The sequence below is a fragment of the Enterobacter sp. MGH 16 genome (genome assembly GCF_000493175.1).
GTDB classification, from domain to species: domain Bacteria; phylum Pseudomonadota; class Gammaproteobacteria; order Enterobacterales; family Enterobacteriaceae; genus Enterobacter; species Enterobacter roggenkampii.
Map to the genome: position 1 here is coordinate 1,665,358 of NZ_KI535695.1, position 17,402 is coordinate 1,682,759.

Sequence of the window (17,402 nt, forward strand, 5' to 3'; positions counted from 1 at the left end):
ATTAAACGTGTTGCAGAGCTTTTTCCGCAAGCTGTGCAAAATAGCGGGCGGCGGGCTCAATCAGTGCTTCATCCGGATTAAAGGCCGGGTGATGTAAACCAAACGGACTGTTGCTGCCAATGCTGACAAACGCGCCGGGAACAGACTGCAAATAGACCGCAAAATCTTCCCCGCCCATATGCAGTTCCGCGTGCCGGGTTTCATATCCGGCCTCACGCGCGACCGAGGTGGCAAAATCAGCCCAGCGTTCGTCATTCACCAGTGCGGTAGGCCCGGCATACCAGGTGATATCAATCTGCGCGCTGAAGGCGCTGGCAAAACCGGCGGCGATTTCGCCCACGCGGGCTTTCACATTCTGCTGTACTTCCGTGCGATGGGTTCGCAACGTGCCTTCCAGCTCGACGCTTTCCGGCAGCACGTTCCAGGTGTTGCCGCCCGCAATACGTGTCACGCTCAGCACCACCGAATCCAGCGTGTTGACGTTGCGGCTGGCGACGCTTTGCAGCGCCGTTACCAGCTGGCTTGCCAGCACGATGGCGTCGTTGCCTTCATGAGGACGTGCGGCGTGCGCGCCTTTACCGGTAATGCGGATCACGAAGCGGTCGACGTTGGCGTAGAACGGCCCGCCGCGGGTGGCGAACTCACCGACCGGCAGGCCAGGCTCGTTGTGCATACCGAAAATCGCGCTGACATCGCGCAGCGCACCGGCCCGCACCATGCTCTTCGCACCGCCAAAGTTCTCTTCAGCAGGCTGAAACAGGATGCGCACCCGGCCGTTAAGCGAGGCCTCCCGCTCTTTCAGCTTTAACGCGGCGCCGAGGATGACGCTGGTGTGAATATCGTGTCCGCAGGCGTGCATCACCCCGGCATGCTGTGAGCTAAACGGTACGCCGCTGCGCTCCTCGATCGGCAGCGCGTCAATGTCGGCACGCAGCGCAACCAGCCTGCTGCCCGTCCCGATTTCCGCCACCAGCCCGGTCGACAGATCGTAAGGCTGCGGGGCGATCCCGGCATTCGTCAGCCACTGGCGCAGGCGCGCGGTGGTTTCGACCTCCTGGCCGGACAGCTCCGGGTTCTGGTGCAGTTCGCGGCGCCAGGCAATCAGTTGTTCGCCAAAACTCATACGGTGACCTCCTTGTTAAGACGCGCCCCGGCAAGCAGACGCAGCGACGCGACGCGCGTAGCCCCCTCCGCCACCGGCGTGTCGATGATAAATTCGTCAATGCCCCACTGCTGGTGCAGCGCGTTGAGCTGTTCCACTACCGACTCAGCCGTGCCCGCCAGCAGCGACTGCGCGCGACGTGCAATGCGCACCGGCTCACTGCCCGCCTGGCGCGCAAACGCGTAGGCCTGCTCTTCGCTGGCCACGGTGACACGCTGCCCGTTTGCCAGCTCAACGCCCCACACTTCGACCTTCTGCGCCAGCGCGTCTGCCTCGGCCTGCGTCGGCGCGACAATCGCCTGCACCGCCACTATTACGTCCCGCGCGCTGTTCTCACGCCAGGTCGATACCACCTCGCGCAGCAGGTCCGGGTCACCGTTCAGGTGTGCGGCAAACACAAAGTGCCAGTCGAGCCTGGCGGCCAGCAGCGCGCTGTCGGTACTCGCGCCCAGCAGGAAACCCTCAGCAGGCAACGGCGGCAGCGGCGTGGCGCGGACGGCCTCTTCAATAGCGTGATGCTCAGGACGGATCCAGCGGTCGAGCTGGGCCAATTGTTCGGCGAAGCTGCCCTTTTCCTGTTGATTCAGGCCCTGCTGCAGCGCGCGGGTTGAGAGCGGTAATCCACCGGGGGCTTTCCCGACGCCGAGATCGACGCGGCCAGGCGCCAGCGCGGCCAGCACGTTGAAGTTCTCGGCCACTTTATAGGGGCTGTAGTGCTGAAGCATTACGCCGCCTGACCCGACGCGAATGCGCGTGGTTTGCCCGAGGATCCAGGCAATCAGCAGCTCCGGCGAAGGGCTGGCAAGCTGTGGGGTGTTGTGGTGTTCGGCAATCCAGAAGCGGTGATAGCCCAGATTTTCTGCCTGCTGCGCCAGCGCCAGGGTACGCGCCAGTGCATCGGCAGCCGTTTCGTTTTCAGCGATGGGGCTTTTATCCAGAATGCTGATTCGCCATGACATGTTGCGTTCTCGTTTGACTTAACATGTCGACATTATTAAAGGCGCATTTCACCTCTGAGAAACAATTAATTTACATTTAGTTTGCCGGAAAACAGATATATAAAACCCTGCTAAGAATAAGATTTTAAGGAGGCAATCAGCGTTTCCACCTGCTCCCGACGGGTAATGCGGACGAAGCGAATATGGCTATATTGCGGGTTTTGCAGGTCGGCTTCATAGCGCGTGCGGTTGTTACGCCAGGTTTTCATCGTCCAGATGATAATGGATTCTCTGCTGAAGAACGCGCGTCGGAAACTCTCTTTGTTTCCCGTTCCCGGCCAAAGCTCGTGTTTATGCCAGGCTCGTTTTATTGCTCGGGTGACGGCCTGCCAGAGGGTGCGGGTAAACCCGTAATCCACCCAGACCACCACATCGACATTGCGCCATTTCACCGGTCGCGTGCGGTTGTAGTTACCGTCGAGCACCCAGTCTGACGAAGCCTGTAGCGCCTGCGCCAGCTTTGCCTGAAACTCGTCATCCGGCGTTCCCTGCCAGTCAGAGCGCCAGTAGAGTCTGTCCATCTCGATACAGGGAATAGACAGCGCGGTCGCAATCTGCTTCGCCAGCGTGCTTTTTCCGCTCCCGCTGGTACCGATGACGTTAATTTTCACCTCAGCCTCCCTGTATTTACGAAAATGTGACCAAATGATAGCGTTTTCATCCTGTTAACGAAACGCTATTTCAGCATGACAATTTTTCCTGAGAGACGATCTCCCTCTTGCAGTTTGGCTTATGTCATTTATTTAAGTCGATTCAAAATAACACCCAGTAAAATATTTTCAATTTTATTACATTCGACAACATTAACAGATTAAAAATAATGAATACCGGGTATTTCGGAGAGTCTCAATTTCAGCGAGAATATATCCAGGCCGTTATTAAAATAATCATACTTATCTTGCCGGAGCGCTTTCCGGATTTTTTATTCTTGCACAACATCATGGAGTTACTCATGAGGCGTAACACCCCCGTTACACAAAACGAGTATTTGCTTAACGCCGGTTCGACGTTAATGTCCACTACCGATATAAAAAGTCATATTACCTATGCTAACTCCGCTTTTATAGAAGCCAGCGGATATAAAGAAGAGCATCTTCTGGGGGAGCCGCATAACCTCATCCGCCATCCCGACATGCCTGCCGAAGCGTTTGGCGACATGTGGTTTACCCTCCAGCAGGGCGAGACCTGGACAGGTCTGGTGAAGAACCGTCGTCATAATGGCGATCACTACTGGGTGCGGGCCAACGTGACGCCGGTCTGGCAGGGGGAATCCCTGACCGGCTATATTTCGGTGCGCAATATCCCCTCACGGGAAGAGATCGCGGCCAGTGAAAATCTGTATGCAAAAGTACGTAATAATGAATTAAAACATCATCGTTTTTATAAAGGACTGTTCGTTCGGCGCGGTATATTTTCCTTTTTGTCGCTCTTTAAATGTCTCAGTACCGGAAAACGAATTCAGCTTGGTATTACTGCGACAGCGTTACTTTCCTGCCTGGCGATGTATTTATTCCGCGATCGTCTCGTTCAGGCCGCCACTCTGGTGCTGCTTTTTTCTGCGCTGTCCTGTTATCTCCATGCGCAGATCGCCCGGCCGGTAAAATCCATTGTTCAACAGATGCAGCGCGTGGTTTCAGGACGTAAAACGGACTATTACCATTTTGACAGGATCGATGATATCGGGCTGATGATGCGCCTGGTGAATCAGTCTGGTTTAAACCTGAACTCGCTGGTTGATGATGTCGGGGCACAAATCAGCGGTATTGGCACCATCAGCCAGCAGGTCGCGAAAGAAGGCGCGGCGCTGCAGGCGCGCTCTGAGGAAACCGCAGATTTCTTGCAGCAAACCGCATCTGCGGTGGAAGAGATCGCCAGCGCCGTGAAGCAGACGGCCGAAACCGCGAACGAGGCGATTCAGATGGCGGATCGCACCCGCGACAGCGCCCACTGCGGTGAAGCGATGATGAAAGAGACCATCGGTATGATGCAGTCCGTTTCGCAGGATAACGGCCAGATCGTCGATATTATCAGCGTTATCGATCGTATTGCCTTCCAGACCAATATTCTTGCGCTGAATGCCGCCGTGGAAGCGGCGCGCGCGGGTGAAGCCGGCCGCGGCTTTGCCGTGGTCGCGGCTGAGGTGCGCAATCTTGCGCAGCACTCCGCGACGGCGGCGAAAGAGATCAAAGCGCTGATCGAGAAAAACGTTGCCAGCGTCAACGCTGGCGTGGAGAAGGTGGGACAAACCGAATCACAGCTGACGGTTATGATCGACAACGTGCTGCGGGTCTCCTCCCTGATTAAGGAGATCGGCCACGCTACGCAGGAGCAAACCCAGGCGCTGACGCTCATCAACGCCTCCCTCTCCCGTATCGGCGCAATGACCCAGAGCAATACGGGGATGGTGGATAACGTCACTCACGCCGCGAATCACCTGACGCAGCGGACGACGCGCCTGCAGCAGGCGATTGCCGTTTTTGGCGGTTAGCCGTTCGGGTACTGCTCGTCGGTCACTTTTTCCAGCCACGTTACCGGGCTGCCGTTTACCGCTTCGGCGATGGCAAGATGTGTCATCGCCGTTTGCGCACTTGCGCCGTGCCAGTGCTTCACGCCGGGTGGGATCCAGGCGATATCGCCCTGATTCAGGATTTCCGCCTCTTCGCCCCACGCCTGTAACCAGCCGCGACCCTGCGTCACAATCAGCGTTTGTCCCAGGGGATGCGTATGCCAGGCCGTGCGCGCGCCCGGCTCAAAGGTTACGGTTGCCCCGCCGACGCTGGCAGGTTCGGTCGCCTGAAAGGGCGCGTCAATGCGAACAGCCCCGGTAAACCAGGCTTCCGGTCCTCGTACTGAAGGTAATGAACCGCTGCGGATAATTTTCATCTTATGCTCCTCGTTGACTGTTGCGTTAACAGTAGCGCAAAGCACTCCGCAGCATTAGGGTGCATAATCAGATTGGACACATGACTGAAACTCATAAATAGAACCGCGATGCTAAAAGATAATTTCAACGATCTGCTCTCCTTTATGGTGGTGGCCCGCGAGCGCAGCTTTACGCGCGCAGCGGCGCAGCTGGGCGTCTCTCAATCGGCACTGAGCCATGCGATGCGCAAGCTTGAAGCGCGATTAGACGTTCGCCTGTTAACCCGCACAACCCGCAGCGTGGTTCCGACACCCGCGGGTGAGCAGCTTTTTTCGCGCCTCAGCCCGCATCTGCTGGAGATCGAACAGGAACTCACGGCGCTTCGCAGCAGCCGCGACAAACCCGCAGGCGCTATCCGCATCGTCGCCGGCGAGCACGCGATGGACGCCGTGCTCTGGCCGGTACTGAAGGCTTTTATGCTGCAGTATCCTGACATTAACGTCGAAGTGACGGTCGACAATGGCCTGACAGATATCGTCGATGGCCGCTTCGACGCGGGGGTTCGCCTGGGTGAACAGGTGGCAAAAGACATGATTGCGGTGCGGATTGCGCCGGACATGCGCATGGCGGTTGTCGGCTCCCCGGATTACCTGGCTCGTTTTGGTGTGCCGCTCGTGCCGGAGCAGCTGGGTGAACACCGCTGTATCAATCTCCGCCTGCCCACCCGAGGGGGATTGTATGACTGGGAATTTGAGCGCGACGGGCGCGAGCTTCGCGTGCGGGTTGACGGACAGCTTACGCTCAATAACCTGTCGCAGCGCATCGACGCCGCGGAGAATGGTCTCGGATTAGCCTACGTGCCCGAGTCCTCGGTTCTGGACGCTCTGAATCAGGGACGGCTGGTCAGGGTCCTTGAATCGTGGTGCCCCACGTTTGAAGGATACCACCTCTATTATCCGAGCCGTCGGCAGCACACAACCGCGTTCAGGTTACTTCTCGATGCCCTGCAGCAGCAAAAATTTATACCATCTGGTAATAATTAAGAGAATCTGATGATTAAATAATCAACCCCACCATTGTTTTGACTAAAAACTCATCACGTTTCAGCGTGTTGTGATCCCCGTCTGCTCTGACCACACGATTTCCTTCGACGTGCATCACTTTCGGCACGGTTATATTTTGCGTCGCTTATGAATTGCAGGTAGGATGCCTCGCCATGTTTCGCCTTATCCATACGCAGAATGACTGGGAAGGCGACATGTGTTTGCGCAGAAGCAATCGTTTGTATTGCGCTCTGCCAGGCAGGACTATCACGATAATGGTTCAGACAGGCAAACAGGTAACTCAATGAAAACAAGCAATAAAAGCGCAGCCGATCATCACGCTGCTAAACGTCGCTGGTTGAACTCCCACGAAGAGGGCTACCACAAAGCGATGGGCAACCGTCAGGTTCAAATGATCGCCATCGGCGGCGCTATCGGAACGGGTCTGTTTTTAGGTGCGGGTGCACGTCTGCAGATGGCTGGCCCGGCTCTCGCCCTGGTCTATCTGGTGTGCGGGATCTTCTCTTTCTTCATTCTCCGCGCGCTGGGCGAGCTGGTACTGCATCGCCCTTCCAGCGGCAGCTTCGTCTCTTACGCCCGTGAATTCCTCGGTGAAAAAGCCGCTTACGTGGCGGGCTGGATGTACTTCGTCAACTGGGCGATGACCGGTATCGTCGACATCACCGCCGTTGCGCTGTATATGCACTACTGGGGCGCGTTTGGCGATGTGCCGCAGTGGGTCTTTGCGCTTGGCGCGCTGGCGATTGTCGGCACCATGAACATGATCGGCGTGAAGTGGTTCGCGGAGATGGAGTTCTGGTTTGCGCTGGTTAAAGTGCTGGCCATCGTGGTGTTCCTGGTCGTGGGTACCGTCTTCCTCGGCAGCGGTAGGCCGCTGGATGGCAATGCCACCGGCTTCCACCTGATAACCGATAACGGCGGATTCTTCCCGCACGGTCTGCTGCCTGCGCTGGTGCTGGTTCAGGGCGTCGTGTTCGCCTTCGCCTCCATCGAGCTGGTGGGCACCGCAGCAGGTGAATGTAAAGATCCGCAGACGATGGTACCAAAAGCCATCAACAGCGTGATCTGGCGTATCGGTCTGTTCTACGTCGGCTCCGTGGTGCTGCTGGTGCTGCTGCTGCCGTGGAACGCCTATCAGGCGGGCCAGAGTCCATTCGTCACCTTCTTCTCGAAGCTGGGCGTGCCGTACGTGGGCAGCATCATGAACATCGTGGTCCTGACCGCAGCGCTCTCCAGCCTGAACTCCGGCCTCTACTCGACCGGTCGTATCCTGCGCTCCATGTCGATGGGCGGTTCTGCGCCGAAGTTCATGTCCAAGATGAGCAAGCAGCACGTGCCGTACGCCGGTATTCTGGCGACGCTGGTGGTCTATGTCTTCGGCGTGTTCCTGAACTATCTGGTGCCGTCTCAGGTATTCGAAATCGTTCTGAACGTGGCGGCACTGGGGATTATCGCGTCCTGGGGCTTTATCGTGGTCTGCCAGATGCGTCTGCGCAAAGCGATTAAAGAAGGCAAAGCTGCTGACGTCAGCTTTAAGCTGCCTGGCGCGCCGGTGACCTCCTGGCTCACCCTGCTCTTCCTGTTCAGCGTGCTGGTGCTGATGGCCTTCGACTACCCGAACGGCACCTACACCATCGCGACCATTCCGCTGCTGGCCGTGCTGCTGATTGCGGGCTGGTTCGGCGTGCGTAAACGCGTTCATGAAATTCACAGCACCGCGCCGGTTCATCCTGACGATGAAAAACACGACGCCCCGCTGGTAGAAGAAACCTCGCGTTAATAAAAAAGCCGGGTGGCGGCTTCGCCTTACCCGGCCTGCATTTCATGGTTTTGTAGGCCCGGTAAGCGGCAGCGCCACCGGGCAATCCCATCTTACAGCGCGATACGCATCACATCGTCAGGCTGGGTGGCTTCCTGCTGGCGGGTGGATTTCTGTTTCACCGTCACGTACAGGGTTTTGCCATCCGCAGAGAGCGCCAGGCTGTTCGGGTAGACCGGCGTGTCGAAGGTTTTAGTGACCTTATACGATTTCGCGTCAATCACGCTCACCTTGCCGGCTTCACGGTGCGTCACGTAGGCTTCATTGCGGGTCGGGTTAAACAGGACCGCCAGAGATGCCGGCGCGGCGATTTTCTCGATCACGCTACCGTCTTTCAGGCTCACCACCAGCACTTCCGGCTGTTTTGAATCGGTCAGGAACGCGCGCTGACCGGCAGTGTCGAGGCTCAGGTTCAGGTAGAAGTGCTCTTTACCGTCATCCTGCACCTTTTTACGGGCAATAATTTTATTGCTGGCCGTATCAATCGTCACCAGTTCGCCGTCCGCATTCGTGGTGTACAGACGTTTCGCCTGCGCATCCAGCGCCAGGCCGGTGCTGTAGGTGCCCGTATTGGCAATGGTTTCTTTCAGCTTCAGCGTGGCGCCATCCACGACCCAAATCACGCTCTCTTTACCGACACCGGTAATGTAAATCGTGTTGCTCGCGTCATCTGCCACCAGCTGGCGCGGCTGCAGCGGTTTGACGGTTTCGCTGCGCTGACGCCCGTCCAGCACCAGTCGCCCTTTTACGTCACCCGTTTTTGCATCAATCGCGGTTACCGCGCCGTTGATCGTATTGCCGAACCACAGCGTTTGAGTCGCCTTGTCAAAGGTGGCACCAAAGGGTTTCAGATCGCTATGGATTGCCTGCGTCACGTCCAGCGTGACCGGATCAAGACGGTAGACAACCCCGCCCTTGTCGGTTTTACGGCTTTGCGAGGTCGCCACCCACAGCGCATTCTCCTGCTGGCTCACGGCCATTTCATACGCCCCTTTGCCCACCGCTTTACGCAGTACCTCTTCGGCGGCATGCACCTGGAACGTCCCGGCAAGCAGTAAAGTGGCAGACAGCAGCGACAGGCTCAAACGCGGCGAGCACAGTTGACGTAAAGACATATCAATTCCTTTTCTGAAAAGTGGGGTTGGGCTGACATCACTTCCGGCAGACAACGTCATGGCATTGTCTTTTGATAATGAGAATAGTAATCATTAATGTGTTAAATGTGGAGTTTTTCTTTCCCGCTTCGCCTTCCATTAACGCAATGTGCGGTTATAGTTTTCAAAACTTTTACAAAACCTTTAACATATATGGACATGTTCCATTTGGTTCGTTTATACACCACAACCGGTTTTATTCATGAAAATCATTTCTGCCCGTAAGGCTTCTCTCCCGCTGCTGCTGGTTCCTGTTATTTTTGCGCCGCTCACCGCCGTGAGCGCAGAGGAACAGACCATGATCGTCAGCGCCACGCCGCAAACCGTATCGGAGCTCGATACTCCGGCCGCGGTCAGCGTCGTCAATGGCGACGATATGCGCCAGGCCGCGCCCCGCATTAACCTGTCTGAATCCCTTGGCAGCGTACCCGGGCTGCAAATTCAGAACCGTCAAAACTACGCCCAGGATCTCCAGCTTTCGATGCGCGGATTTGGCGCCCGCTCAACCTTCGGGGTGCGCGGTATCCGTATGTACGTCGATGGTATTCCAGCCACCATGCCGGACGGACAGGGTCAGACCTCCAACATCGACCTTTCCAGCGTGGAGAGCGTTGAAGTGCTGCGCGGTCCCTTCTCTGCCCTGTACGGCAACGCCTCTGGCGGCGTAATCAACATCAACACCCAGACCGGGCAGCAGCCGCCGACCATTGAAGCCAGCAGCTATTACGGCAGTTACGGGACCTGGCGCTATGGCATGAAAGCCACCGGCGCGATGGGTGACGGCACCCACGCCGGGGACGTGGATTACACCGTCTCCACCACCCGCTTCACCACCAAAGGCTACCGCGACCACAGCGGCGCGCGGAAAAATCTCGCTAACGCCAAACTGGGTGTACGCATTGACGACGCCAGCAAGCTGACGCTGATTTTCAACAGCGTGGACATGAAGGCCAACGATCCGGGTGGATTGAATTACCAGGAGTGGCGGGACAACCCGCGTCAGTCGCCGCGCGGCGATCAGTACAACACCCGTAAGACCATCAAGCAGACCCAGGCCGGCCTGCGCTACGATCGCCAGCTCAGCGCTCAGGACGACCTGAGCGTGATGATGTACGCCGGCGAGCGTGAAATGACGCAGTACCAGTCGATTCCGTATCAGCCGCAGCTAAAAGCCACTCACTCCGGCGGGGTGATTGATATGCAGCGCCACTATCAGGGCGTGGATACCCGCTGGACACACCGCGGCGAGCTGCTGGTTCCGGTGACCTTCACCACCGGTCTGAACTACGAAAACATGAGCGAAGACCGTCGCGGATACGAGAACTTCGTGATGCGCAACGACGTGCCGGACTACGGCGTCAAAGGCGATAAACGTCGTGACGAACGCAACCTGATGTGGAACGTCGATCCTTATCTGCAAACGAGCTGGCAGCTGACGCAGAAACTCTCTGTCGACGCGGGTGTCCGCTACAGTTCGGTCTGGTTTGATTCCAACGACCACTACGTTACGCCGGGCAACGGCGATGACAGCGGTGACGCGAGCTACCACAAGTGGCTCCCGGCGGGCGCCGTGAAGTATGCGGTGACGGATGCGTGGAACCTCTACGCTGCCGCAGGGCGTGGCTTTGAAACGCCAACCATCAACGAGCTCTCCTATCGCGCCGATAACCAGGGCGGTCTGAATATTGGCCTGAAGCCGTCCACGAATAATACGTATGAAGTGGGCAGCAAAACCCGAATCGGCAACGGCCTGCTGACGGCGGCGTTGTTCCGCACCGATACGGATGACGAGATCGTGGTGGACTCCAGTTCCGGCGGCCGTACAACCTATAAAAATGCCGGGAAAACCCGTCGTCAGGGTGTCGAAATTTCCCTGGATCAGCAGTTCGCGGAGAACTGGAAGCTGAAGATGGCCTGGACGTACCTGGATGCCACCTACCGGACTAACGTCTGCAGCGACGCAGACTGTAACGGTAACCGTATGCCGGGGATTGCGCGCAACATGGGCTTCGCCTCGTTTGGCTGGCAGCCGGAGGAAGGCTGGTATGCGGGGACAGACGTGCGCTACATGAGCGATATCATGGCCGACGACGAAAACACCGCGAAAGCGCCGTCCTATACGGTAGTCGGGCTGAATACCGGGTATAAATTTAACTACGGCAACTGGGGAATGGACGTCTTTGGCCGCGTCGATAACCTGTTCGACAAAGAGTACGCGGGCTCGGTAATTGTCAACGAGTCCAACGGTCGTTATTACGAGCCTGCACCGGGCCGAAACTATGGCGTCGGGCTGTCGGTCTCTTATCGCTTCGAGTAAGCAAAAAGAAAAGTTTATTTTATAAATGAAATAACCCTCCTGATGGCATTAAGCCATCAGGAGTTATTCACCAGATAAATAATTAGCGGCGGTATATAGTCGCTCTAATAAATAATCTCTCAGTTAAAATATTGTCGCTGTAAAAGAGAATCTGCTTCATCAATCAACTTATCAATCGCCTTCTGGCTCGCATCAACATCTCTCCGCTCAAGGGCCGAAAGAAGCTCGTCATAGTGATACGTTGCCGTTTTGATGTCGTTAAGTTCGTGATGCAGGTAGTTCATGCAGGGCCCGATGCGGACCCATAGCTGTTCAATTAAGGCATTAAGCGTAGGCATTTCCGCATACTGATAAAGCGTAAACCTGAAGATACGATTCGCATGCAATGCCTGCTGAACGTTTCCATTGCGCATGGCCTCATGGAAGGCCTCTGACATTTTGCGCAACGCCTCCAGCTTGCCGTCTGACATATTCTGGCATGCTGCGGCAACCGCCATTGGCTCAAGCTGTTTTCTGATGGCGTTAATCTCGTTATAACGCTCCAGCGTCACTTCAGGGACCAGAAATGCCTGTGCGGGCGTGGCGTGAAGCGCGCCTGAGGAGACCAGGCGCAACAGCGCTTCGCGGACCGGCGTAATACTGGTGCCTAATTTATCAGCAATCTCTTTCGTAATCAGTCGTGCTCCTGGTTTGAGAGAGCCTGTAATTAACGCCCCTTTCAAACTGTGTTCAACCTGCATGGTAAGGCTAACCCTTTGGGCTTTTTCTAAGTGATCCAAATCAAGCATGTGGAATTCCTGTAGCTAAAACTTAATGCTATTTTTAAACGCCAGTTTTAATAAAACGGCGCCGGTACGATATATCCTGTATCGTCATGCCTGGTGGTGGGAAGTACAAAAAACAGCAAAAAAAGTAAACGTCATTTTTTTTATCGTTTTCGGGCTCATCGGGGATGATGGCGCGAAAAGTCATGTCCAGTAATTAAAGACAATATATCGTATCTTCACAAATAAATATGGCGGGAAACCCCGCCATATTGCGCTTTATTTATTGTCACTCGCGACGCGAATCACGACTTTGCCGAAGTTTCGTCCTTCCAGCAGGCCAATGAGCGCCTCGGGGGCGTTTTCCAGCCCGTCCGTGACCTGTTCGCGATAGTGGATTTTTCCCTCCTGCACCCAGCGCCCCATCTCTTCCTGGAACTCATGGATGCGATGTCCATAGTCCTGGCCGATGATAAAGCCCTGCATCCGAATGCGTTTCTTGAGAAGGGTCGCCATCAGAAGCGGCAGGCGGTCCGGCCCGTCAGGCAAGCCCGTCGCGTTGTAGCCGCTCACCAGGCCACACACCGGCACGCGCGCGGAGGTGTTCAGCAGGGGCAGCACGGCGTCAAACACTTTCCCGCCAACGTTTTCATAGTAGACATCAATGCCGTTCGGGCAGGCCTGCTTGAGCTGGTCGGCAAAATCCGCGGCGTGGTGATCCAGACACTCGTCAAACCCGAGCACCTCAACGGCATGGCGGCATTTCTCTGCGCCACCGGCGACGCCGACCACCCGGCAACCTTTGATTTTGCCGATCTGCCCAACCGTCGCGCCAACCGGGCCGGTCGCCGCCGCCACCACCAGCGTTTCACCCGCTTTCGGTTGACCGATATCCAGCAGCCCCATATAAGCGGTAAAGCCCGGCATACCCATTACGCCCAGCGACCAGGAAGGATGAGACGGATTTTCGCCCAGCTTCACCAGGCCGCTGCCGTCCGAAAGTTCATACTCCTGCCAGCCGCTGTAGCCCAGCACCCATTCACCGGCTTTAAAATCGGGATGGTTTGACTGCTCAACGCGGCTGACCGTTCCCCCCACCATCACCGCACCGAGCTCAACCGGCGGTGAATAGGATGGCGCGTCGCTCATGCGACCCCGCATATAAGGATCCAGCGACAGCCAGACGGTACGAAGCAGAAGCTGCCCCGCACCCGGCTCCGGAACAGGCTGCGTTTCCAGACGAAAATTTTCCGCGACCGGTGCGCCCTGTGGACGAGAGGCCAGCACCCAGCGGCGGTTATGCGAAACAGAGTGATTCATCAGGATCTCCTTCTGGTACAAATGTCATTACAGCCTGGCTCACGTTCAGCGTTATCGCATTAGCATTACGAGCCAGACTGATTGAGGCGTACAACCAGATAGATGCAGGTTTCATTCGTCTCGTTGATGAACCGGCAGTCATTAGGCGGCCCCAGCTCAAGACAGTCTCCGGCGTGCATCTCGTGGCGCGTATCGCCCTCCTGAAACACCAGCTCACCGGACTGCAGCCAGATAAGCTGACGCGCCAGCGCGTAAGAAGAGGCCGGCATCGGAACATCGCTGCCCGCAGGCAGTTCAACCTGAACAAGGTCGATGGGCAGATCGGTACGGGGGGAAACATGGCGGCGGAGGTAGTGCGTCTGAGGGTCGCGCCAGACGGGCTGGTTTGCCAGGCGCAGCAGCTTGCCCTCCTGCATTTCGGCCCGGGCAATGAGCGTTGACATGCTGATGCCAAACGCCCCCGACAGGCGGGCAAGCAAGGTGGCTGTCGGGCTACTGTCCCCGCGCTCGATTTTATGGATCATGGCGCGGGAGACGCCTGCCCGGTCCGCCAGCTCGCTCAGGGACCACCCGCGAGACTCGCGTTCAAGGCGAATTCTTGCGCTAATCCGTTGATTCATTGTGTCTGTTATGGTGTTCATGACGTCATACTATAGTGTATGAACGGCAATTCAATGGGCTTTTGATAACAAAAAAATATGGCTTATGCCGTAGCGATCGGGCGATACAGTTGTGTAATATCGTAGCGATAACGTAATACTATAGTGAACAACACACAGAGGCTTCATCATGATCGTTCGTCATGCCTGCAAAGAAGACTGCGCTGCGATAGGCGAGATTTACAACCACGCGGTGCTGCACACTGCCGCGATCTGGAACGATAAAACCGTCGATACCGATAACCGCATCGCCTGGTTTGAGGCGCGCTCGCTTGCGGGCTACCCGGTTCTGGTGAGCGAGGAAGACGGCGTAATCACCGGCTACGCCTCTTTCGGCGACTGGCGCGCCTTTGACGGCTTCCGTCATACGGTTGAGCACTCGGTCTACGTCCACCCGGCCCATCAGGGCAAAGGGATTGGCCGCACGCTGATGAAGGCGCTGATTAACGAGGCCCGCGCCATCGGTAAACACGTGATGGTGGCCGGGATTGAAGCGCAAAACCATGCCTCGATTCATCTCCATGAAACGCTCGGCTTTGTGACGACGGGACAAATGCCGCAGGTGGGAACCAAGTTTGGCCGCTGGCTGGACTTAACCTTTATGCAGCTGCAGCTGGACGAGCGCAGCGACCCGGACGCGATCCCATGAATCAGTCACTGACGCTGGCGTTTCTGGTGGCGGCGGGCATCGGTCTGGTGGTGCAAAACACCCTGATGGTGCGTATCACCCAGTCCTCCTCCACCATTCTTATCGCGATGCTGCTGAATTCGCTGGTCGGCATCGTGCTGTTTGTCAGCATTCTGCTGCTGAAACAGGGCGTCGCCGGGTTCAGCGAGCTCGCCGCAACGGTGCGCTGGTGGACGCTTATCCCGGGGCTGCTGGGGTCGTTTTTTGTGTTTGCCAGCATCAGCGGCTATCAGAACGTTGGCGCGGCGACGACCATCGCCGTACTGGTGGCAAGCCAGCTGATTGGCGGGCTGGTGCTGGACGTGCTGAGGAGCCAGGGCATCCCGCTGCGCGCCCTGATCGGCCCGGTGTGCGGCGCGGTGATGCTGGTGGTCGGGGCCTGGCTGGTGGCGCGACGCCAGTTTTGAACGTTACAGTATGGTGCCGCCTTTCGTCAGCTGTTCCTCACGCGCGTCCATCTCCTCTTTATGCTGCTTACCGTGGTGCGAAATTGCGGTGCGCAGACGCTGCTGCTGAGTGTAGCGCTCTTCACGGCTCAGCTCCGCATCATCGCTTAATTCGATCAGCAGTTCGTTCATGTGGGTAATCACGCTCTCTTCGATAGCGGCATCGACGCGGGCGATAACTTCGTTTAAATGTGACATTGTCACTCCTCGTTATGTGCCCGGTGGCGCTACGCTTACCGGGCCTACAGGTGCCAAATGTAGGCCGGGTAAGGCGGAGCCGCCACCCGGCTAAAAAGGCTTAGTTCAGCTTCGCTTTTGAGAAATCGCTGCCCATCAGGCTTACGCTGTACCCGCTCACGTTGCTGCGGGTCGCGTAGAACGTTTTCCCGTTTGCGAGCGCAATCCACGGCGCCTGCTGATAGAAAATCTCCTGCGCCTGGCCATAGAGCTTCGCGCGCTCGGCCGGGCTGCTGGTCAGCTTCGCTTTTTGTACGAGGGCATCATACCCCTTATCGCACCAGCGCGCGGCGTTTGAGCCGGTTTTAATGCTGTTGCAGCCGAGCAGCACGTCGGCAAAGTTGTCCGGGTCGCCGTTGTCGGACATCCAGCCAAACAGCGCGGAGTCATGCTCGCCTTTACGCATTCCGGAGAGATATTCGCCCCACTCGTAGGAGACAATTTTGGCCTTCACGCCGACTTTCGCCCAGTCGCTCTGGATCATCTCCGCGATACGACGCGAGTTCGGGTTATACGGACGCTGCACCGGCATTGACCACAGCGTGACTTCCGCGCCCTTCTCCAGACCCGCCTGCTTCAGCAGGGCTTTCGCTTTTTCAGGATCGTAGCTGTAGTCCTTCAGGTCTTTATTGAAGCCCAGCATATTTGGCGGGATCGGCGATTTTGCCACCGTGCCCGATCCCATAAAGACCGCATTAACGATGGCCTTCTTGTCGGTCGCGTAGTTGAGCGCCTGACGCACCAGCACGTTATCAAACGGTTTTTTCTCGGTGTTAAACGCCAGATAACCGACGTTCAGCGCATCGACGACGTGCAGCGTCAGGTCTTTGTTGTTCTTGATGGCGTCAAACTGTACCGGGGATGGCGCAGGAATGATCTGGCACTCGTTGGTCTGCAGCTTCGCCAGGCGGGTTTCCACGTTTGGCGTAATGGAGAAGATGAGATGCTTCGTCGGCACCTCGCCTTCCCAGTAGTTCGGGTTCGCGACGTAGCGGATCAGCGAATCCACTTTGTACTGCTGCAGCACGTATGGCCCGGTACCAATCGGCCAGGTGTCCACGTTTTCAGGCGTGCCTTTTTTCAGCATCGCGTCGGCGTATTCCGCGGAGAGAATCGAGGCGAAATCCATCCCCCAGTCGGCCAGAAACGCAGCGTTGGGTTCGCTGAGGGTGAACTGGACGTGGTAGTCATCGACCTTTTTCACGTCCTGGATCAGCTTATCGAGACCCACATCGTTAAAGTATTCGTAGTTGCCCTGCGACACGTTGTGGAACGGGTGTTTAGGGTCTTTCTGGCGCATGACCGAGAAAATAACGTCATCGGCATTAAAATCGCGCGTCGGTTTGAAGTATTTGTTGCTGTTGAACTTCACCCCTTTACGCAGGGTAAAGGTATAGGTCTTGCCGTCCGGGGAGATTGTCCAGGACTCCGCCAGCGACGGCACCGGAGTATTTTTCACCGGGTCGAAATTGATCAGGCGGTTATAGAGCACCTGAGAGCTGGCCACAAAAGACGGGCCAGAGCTGGCGATTTGTGGGTTGAAGGACTCGGGGGAGGCTTCTGAACAGTAAATAAGGGTGTCGTTGTTTGCCGCCCATGCGGCACCGGCTGGTAACAGCGCGCTCAGCGCAAGGGCGAGCAGTGTTTTCCCTGTAGACATGGTTATAACCCTGACAGTTTTATTATATAGGACAGTAATAACAGCACAGGCGTTTTGACCTGGCAAATAACGAAACACTATCAGGTTATTCTAAAGCCGCGGTTTTTGCTGTTTTAACCGCCAGCGCCCAGAAAGACGATTTGTCTTAAGTGCCATTATTCGTCAAGCACAACCGTCACTTTCTATGCCGCAAGAAATCGGCGCTTTTAGCGTCTCTTCCTCCGTTTGGTTGCGTCCTCGGTTCGTTAAAG

16 protein-coding genes are annotated in these 17,402 nt (G+C 56.6%); 6 read left to right on the forward strand and 10 right to left on the reverse strand.

What is annotated here, in order from left to right; all coding sequences use genetic code 11:
- Position 1 precedes the first annotated feature (1 nt).
- From L362_RS14805 to L362_RS14795, 3 genes are all read right to left on the reverse strand, one after another.
- Positions 2 to 1,123 carry an amidohydrolase gene (locus L362_RS14805; protein ID WP_021240231.1) on the reverse strand — a complete coding sequence of 374 codons (1,122 nt, stop codon included), beginning with the start codon at positions 1,121 to 1,123 and terminating at the stop codon, positions 2 to 4.
- On the reverse strand, positions 1,120 to 2,121 hold the full coding sequence (locus L362_RS14800; protein ID WP_023344233.1) for an LLM class flavin-dependent oxidoreductase: 1,002 nt from the start codon (positions 2,119 to 2,121) through the stop codon (positions 1,120 to 1,122). Before L362_RS14800 ends, L362_RS14805 begins: the two co-directional genes overlap by 4 nt.
- A 110-nt stretch (positions 2,122 to 2,231) precedes the next feature.
- Positions 2,232 to 2,771, reverse strand: a complete 540-nt coding sequence (locus tag L362_RS14795) for an AAA family ATPase (protein WP_023344234.1) — start codon at positions 2,769 to 2,771, stop codon at positions 2,232 to 2,234.
- A 341-nt stretch (positions 2,772 to 3,112) separates the two neighbouring features.
- Between L362_RS14795 and L362_RS14790 the strand changes: the two genes are divergently transcribed.
- Entirely contained in the window at positions 3,113 to 4,648 is a 1,536-nt protein-coding gene (locus L362_RS14790; RefSeq protein WP_023344235.1) for a methyl-accepting chemotaxis protein, read from the forward strand.
- On the opposite strand, the gene L362_RS14785 is transcribed toward L362_RS14790, so the two are convergent.
- A complete protein-coding gene (locus tag L362_RS14785; protein ID WP_021240234.1) occupies positions 4,645 to 5,043 on the reverse strand; it encodes a (R)-mandelonitrile lyase in 399 nt (132 codons plus the stop codon). The genes L362_RS14790 and L362_RS14785 overlap by 4 nt on opposite strands.
- A 108-nt stretch (positions 5,044 to 5,151) precedes the next feature.
- Here L362_RS14785 and L362_RS14780 point away from each other — a divergent pair, with 108 nt between their 5' ends.
- Entirely contained in the window at positions 5,152 to 6,066 is a 915-nt protein-coding gene (locus tag L362_RS14780; RefSeq protein WP_008501773.1) for a LysR family transcriptional regulator, read from the forward strand.
- Between the two features lie 304 nt (positions 6,067 to 6,370).
- Complete coding sequence (gene ansP, locus L362_RS14775; RefSeq protein WP_023344236.1) at positions 6,371 to 7,867, forward strand: L-asparagine permease; 1,497 nt, start codon at positions 6,371 to 6,373, stop codon at positions 7,865 to 7,867.
- 92 nt (positions 7,868 to 7,959) lie between these two features.
- Here the strand turns inward: ansP and L362_RS14770 are convergent, their stop codons facing one another.
- Complete coding sequence (locus L362_RS14770; protein ID WP_023292302.1) at positions 7,960 to 9,021, reverse strand: 7-bladed beta-propeller protein YncE; 1,062 nt, start codon at positions 9,019 to 9,021, stop codon at positions 7,960 to 7,962.
- Between the two features lie 241 nt (positions 9,022 to 9,262).
- Here L362_RS14770 and pqqU point away from each other — a divergent pair, with 241 nt between their 5' ends.
- A complete protein-coding gene (gene pqqU, locus L362_RS14765) occupies positions 9,263 to 11,377 on the forward strand; it encodes a TonB-dependent receptor PqqU (protein WP_023344237.1) in 2,115 nt (704 codons plus the stop codon).
- 119 nt (positions 11,378 to 11,496) lie between these two features.
- Here pqqU and L362_RS14760 read toward each other — a convergent pair whose 3' ends face one another.
- From L362_RS14760 to L362_RS14750, 3 genes are all read right to left on the reverse strand, one after another.
- A complete protein-coding gene (locus L362_RS14760; protein WP_023344238.1) occupies positions 11,497 to 12,165 on the reverse strand; it encodes a GntR family transcriptional regulator in 669 nt (222 codons plus the stop codon).
- 255 nt (positions 12,166 to 12,420) lie between these two features.
- Positions 12,421 to 13,461, reverse strand: a complete 1,041-nt coding sequence (locus L362_RS14755) for an NADP-dependent oxidoreductase (protein ID WP_023344239.1) — start codon at positions 13,459 to 13,461, stop codon at positions 12,421 to 12,423.
- A 65-nt stretch (positions 13,462 to 13,526) separates the two neighbouring features.
- Positions 13,527 to 14,102 (reverse strand): helix-turn-helix domain-containing protein, encoded by a 576-nt coding sequence (locus L362_RS14750; RefSeq protein ID WP_008501301.1) that lies wholly within the window; start codon positions 14,100 to 14,102, stop codon positions 13,527 to 13,529.
- A 148-nt stretch (positions 14,103 to 14,250) separates the two neighbouring features.
- Between L362_RS14750 and L362_RS14745 the strand changes: the two genes are divergently transcribed.
- Together L362_RS14745 and L362_RS14740 are read left to right on the forward strand one after the other, a co-directional pair.
- The gene (locus tag L362_RS14745) at positions 14,251 to 14,769 is read left to right on the forward strand and encodes a GNAT family N-acetyltransferase (protein WP_023292298.1); all 519 of its coding nucleotides are present in this window, start codon (positions 14,251 to 14,253) and stop codon (positions 14,767 to 14,769) included.
- The gene (locus L362_RS14740) at positions 14,766 to 15,215 is read left to right on the forward strand and encodes a DMT family transporter (protein WP_023292297.1); all 450 of its coding nucleotides are present in this window, start codon (positions 14,766 to 14,768) and stop codon (positions 15,213 to 15,215) included. The genes L362_RS14745 and L362_RS14740 overlap by 4 nt, the downstream gene beginning before the upstream one ends.
- A 3-nt stretch (positions 15,216 to 15,218) precedes the next feature.
- Here L362_RS14740 and L362_RS14735 read toward each other — a convergent pair whose 3' ends face one another.
- Both L362_RS14735 and L362_RS14730 read right to left on the reverse strand, forming a co-directional pair.
- Positions 15,219 to 15,452, reverse strand: coding sequence for a YdcY family protein (locus L362_RS14735; RefSeq protein ID WP_023292296.1), 234 nt, complete (start codon positions 15,450 to 15,452; stop codon positions 15,219 to 15,221).
- Between the two features lie 100 nt (positions 15,453 to 15,552).
- Positions 15,553 to 17,151 carry an ABC transporter substrate-binding protein gene (locus L362_RS14730; RefSeq protein ID WP_023344240.1) on the reverse strand — a complete coding sequence of 533 codons (1,599 nt, stop codon included), beginning with the start codon at positions 17,149 to 17,151 and terminating at the stop codon, positions 15,553 to 15,555.
- Between the last annotated feature and the right edge of the window lie 251 nt (positions 17,152 to 17,402).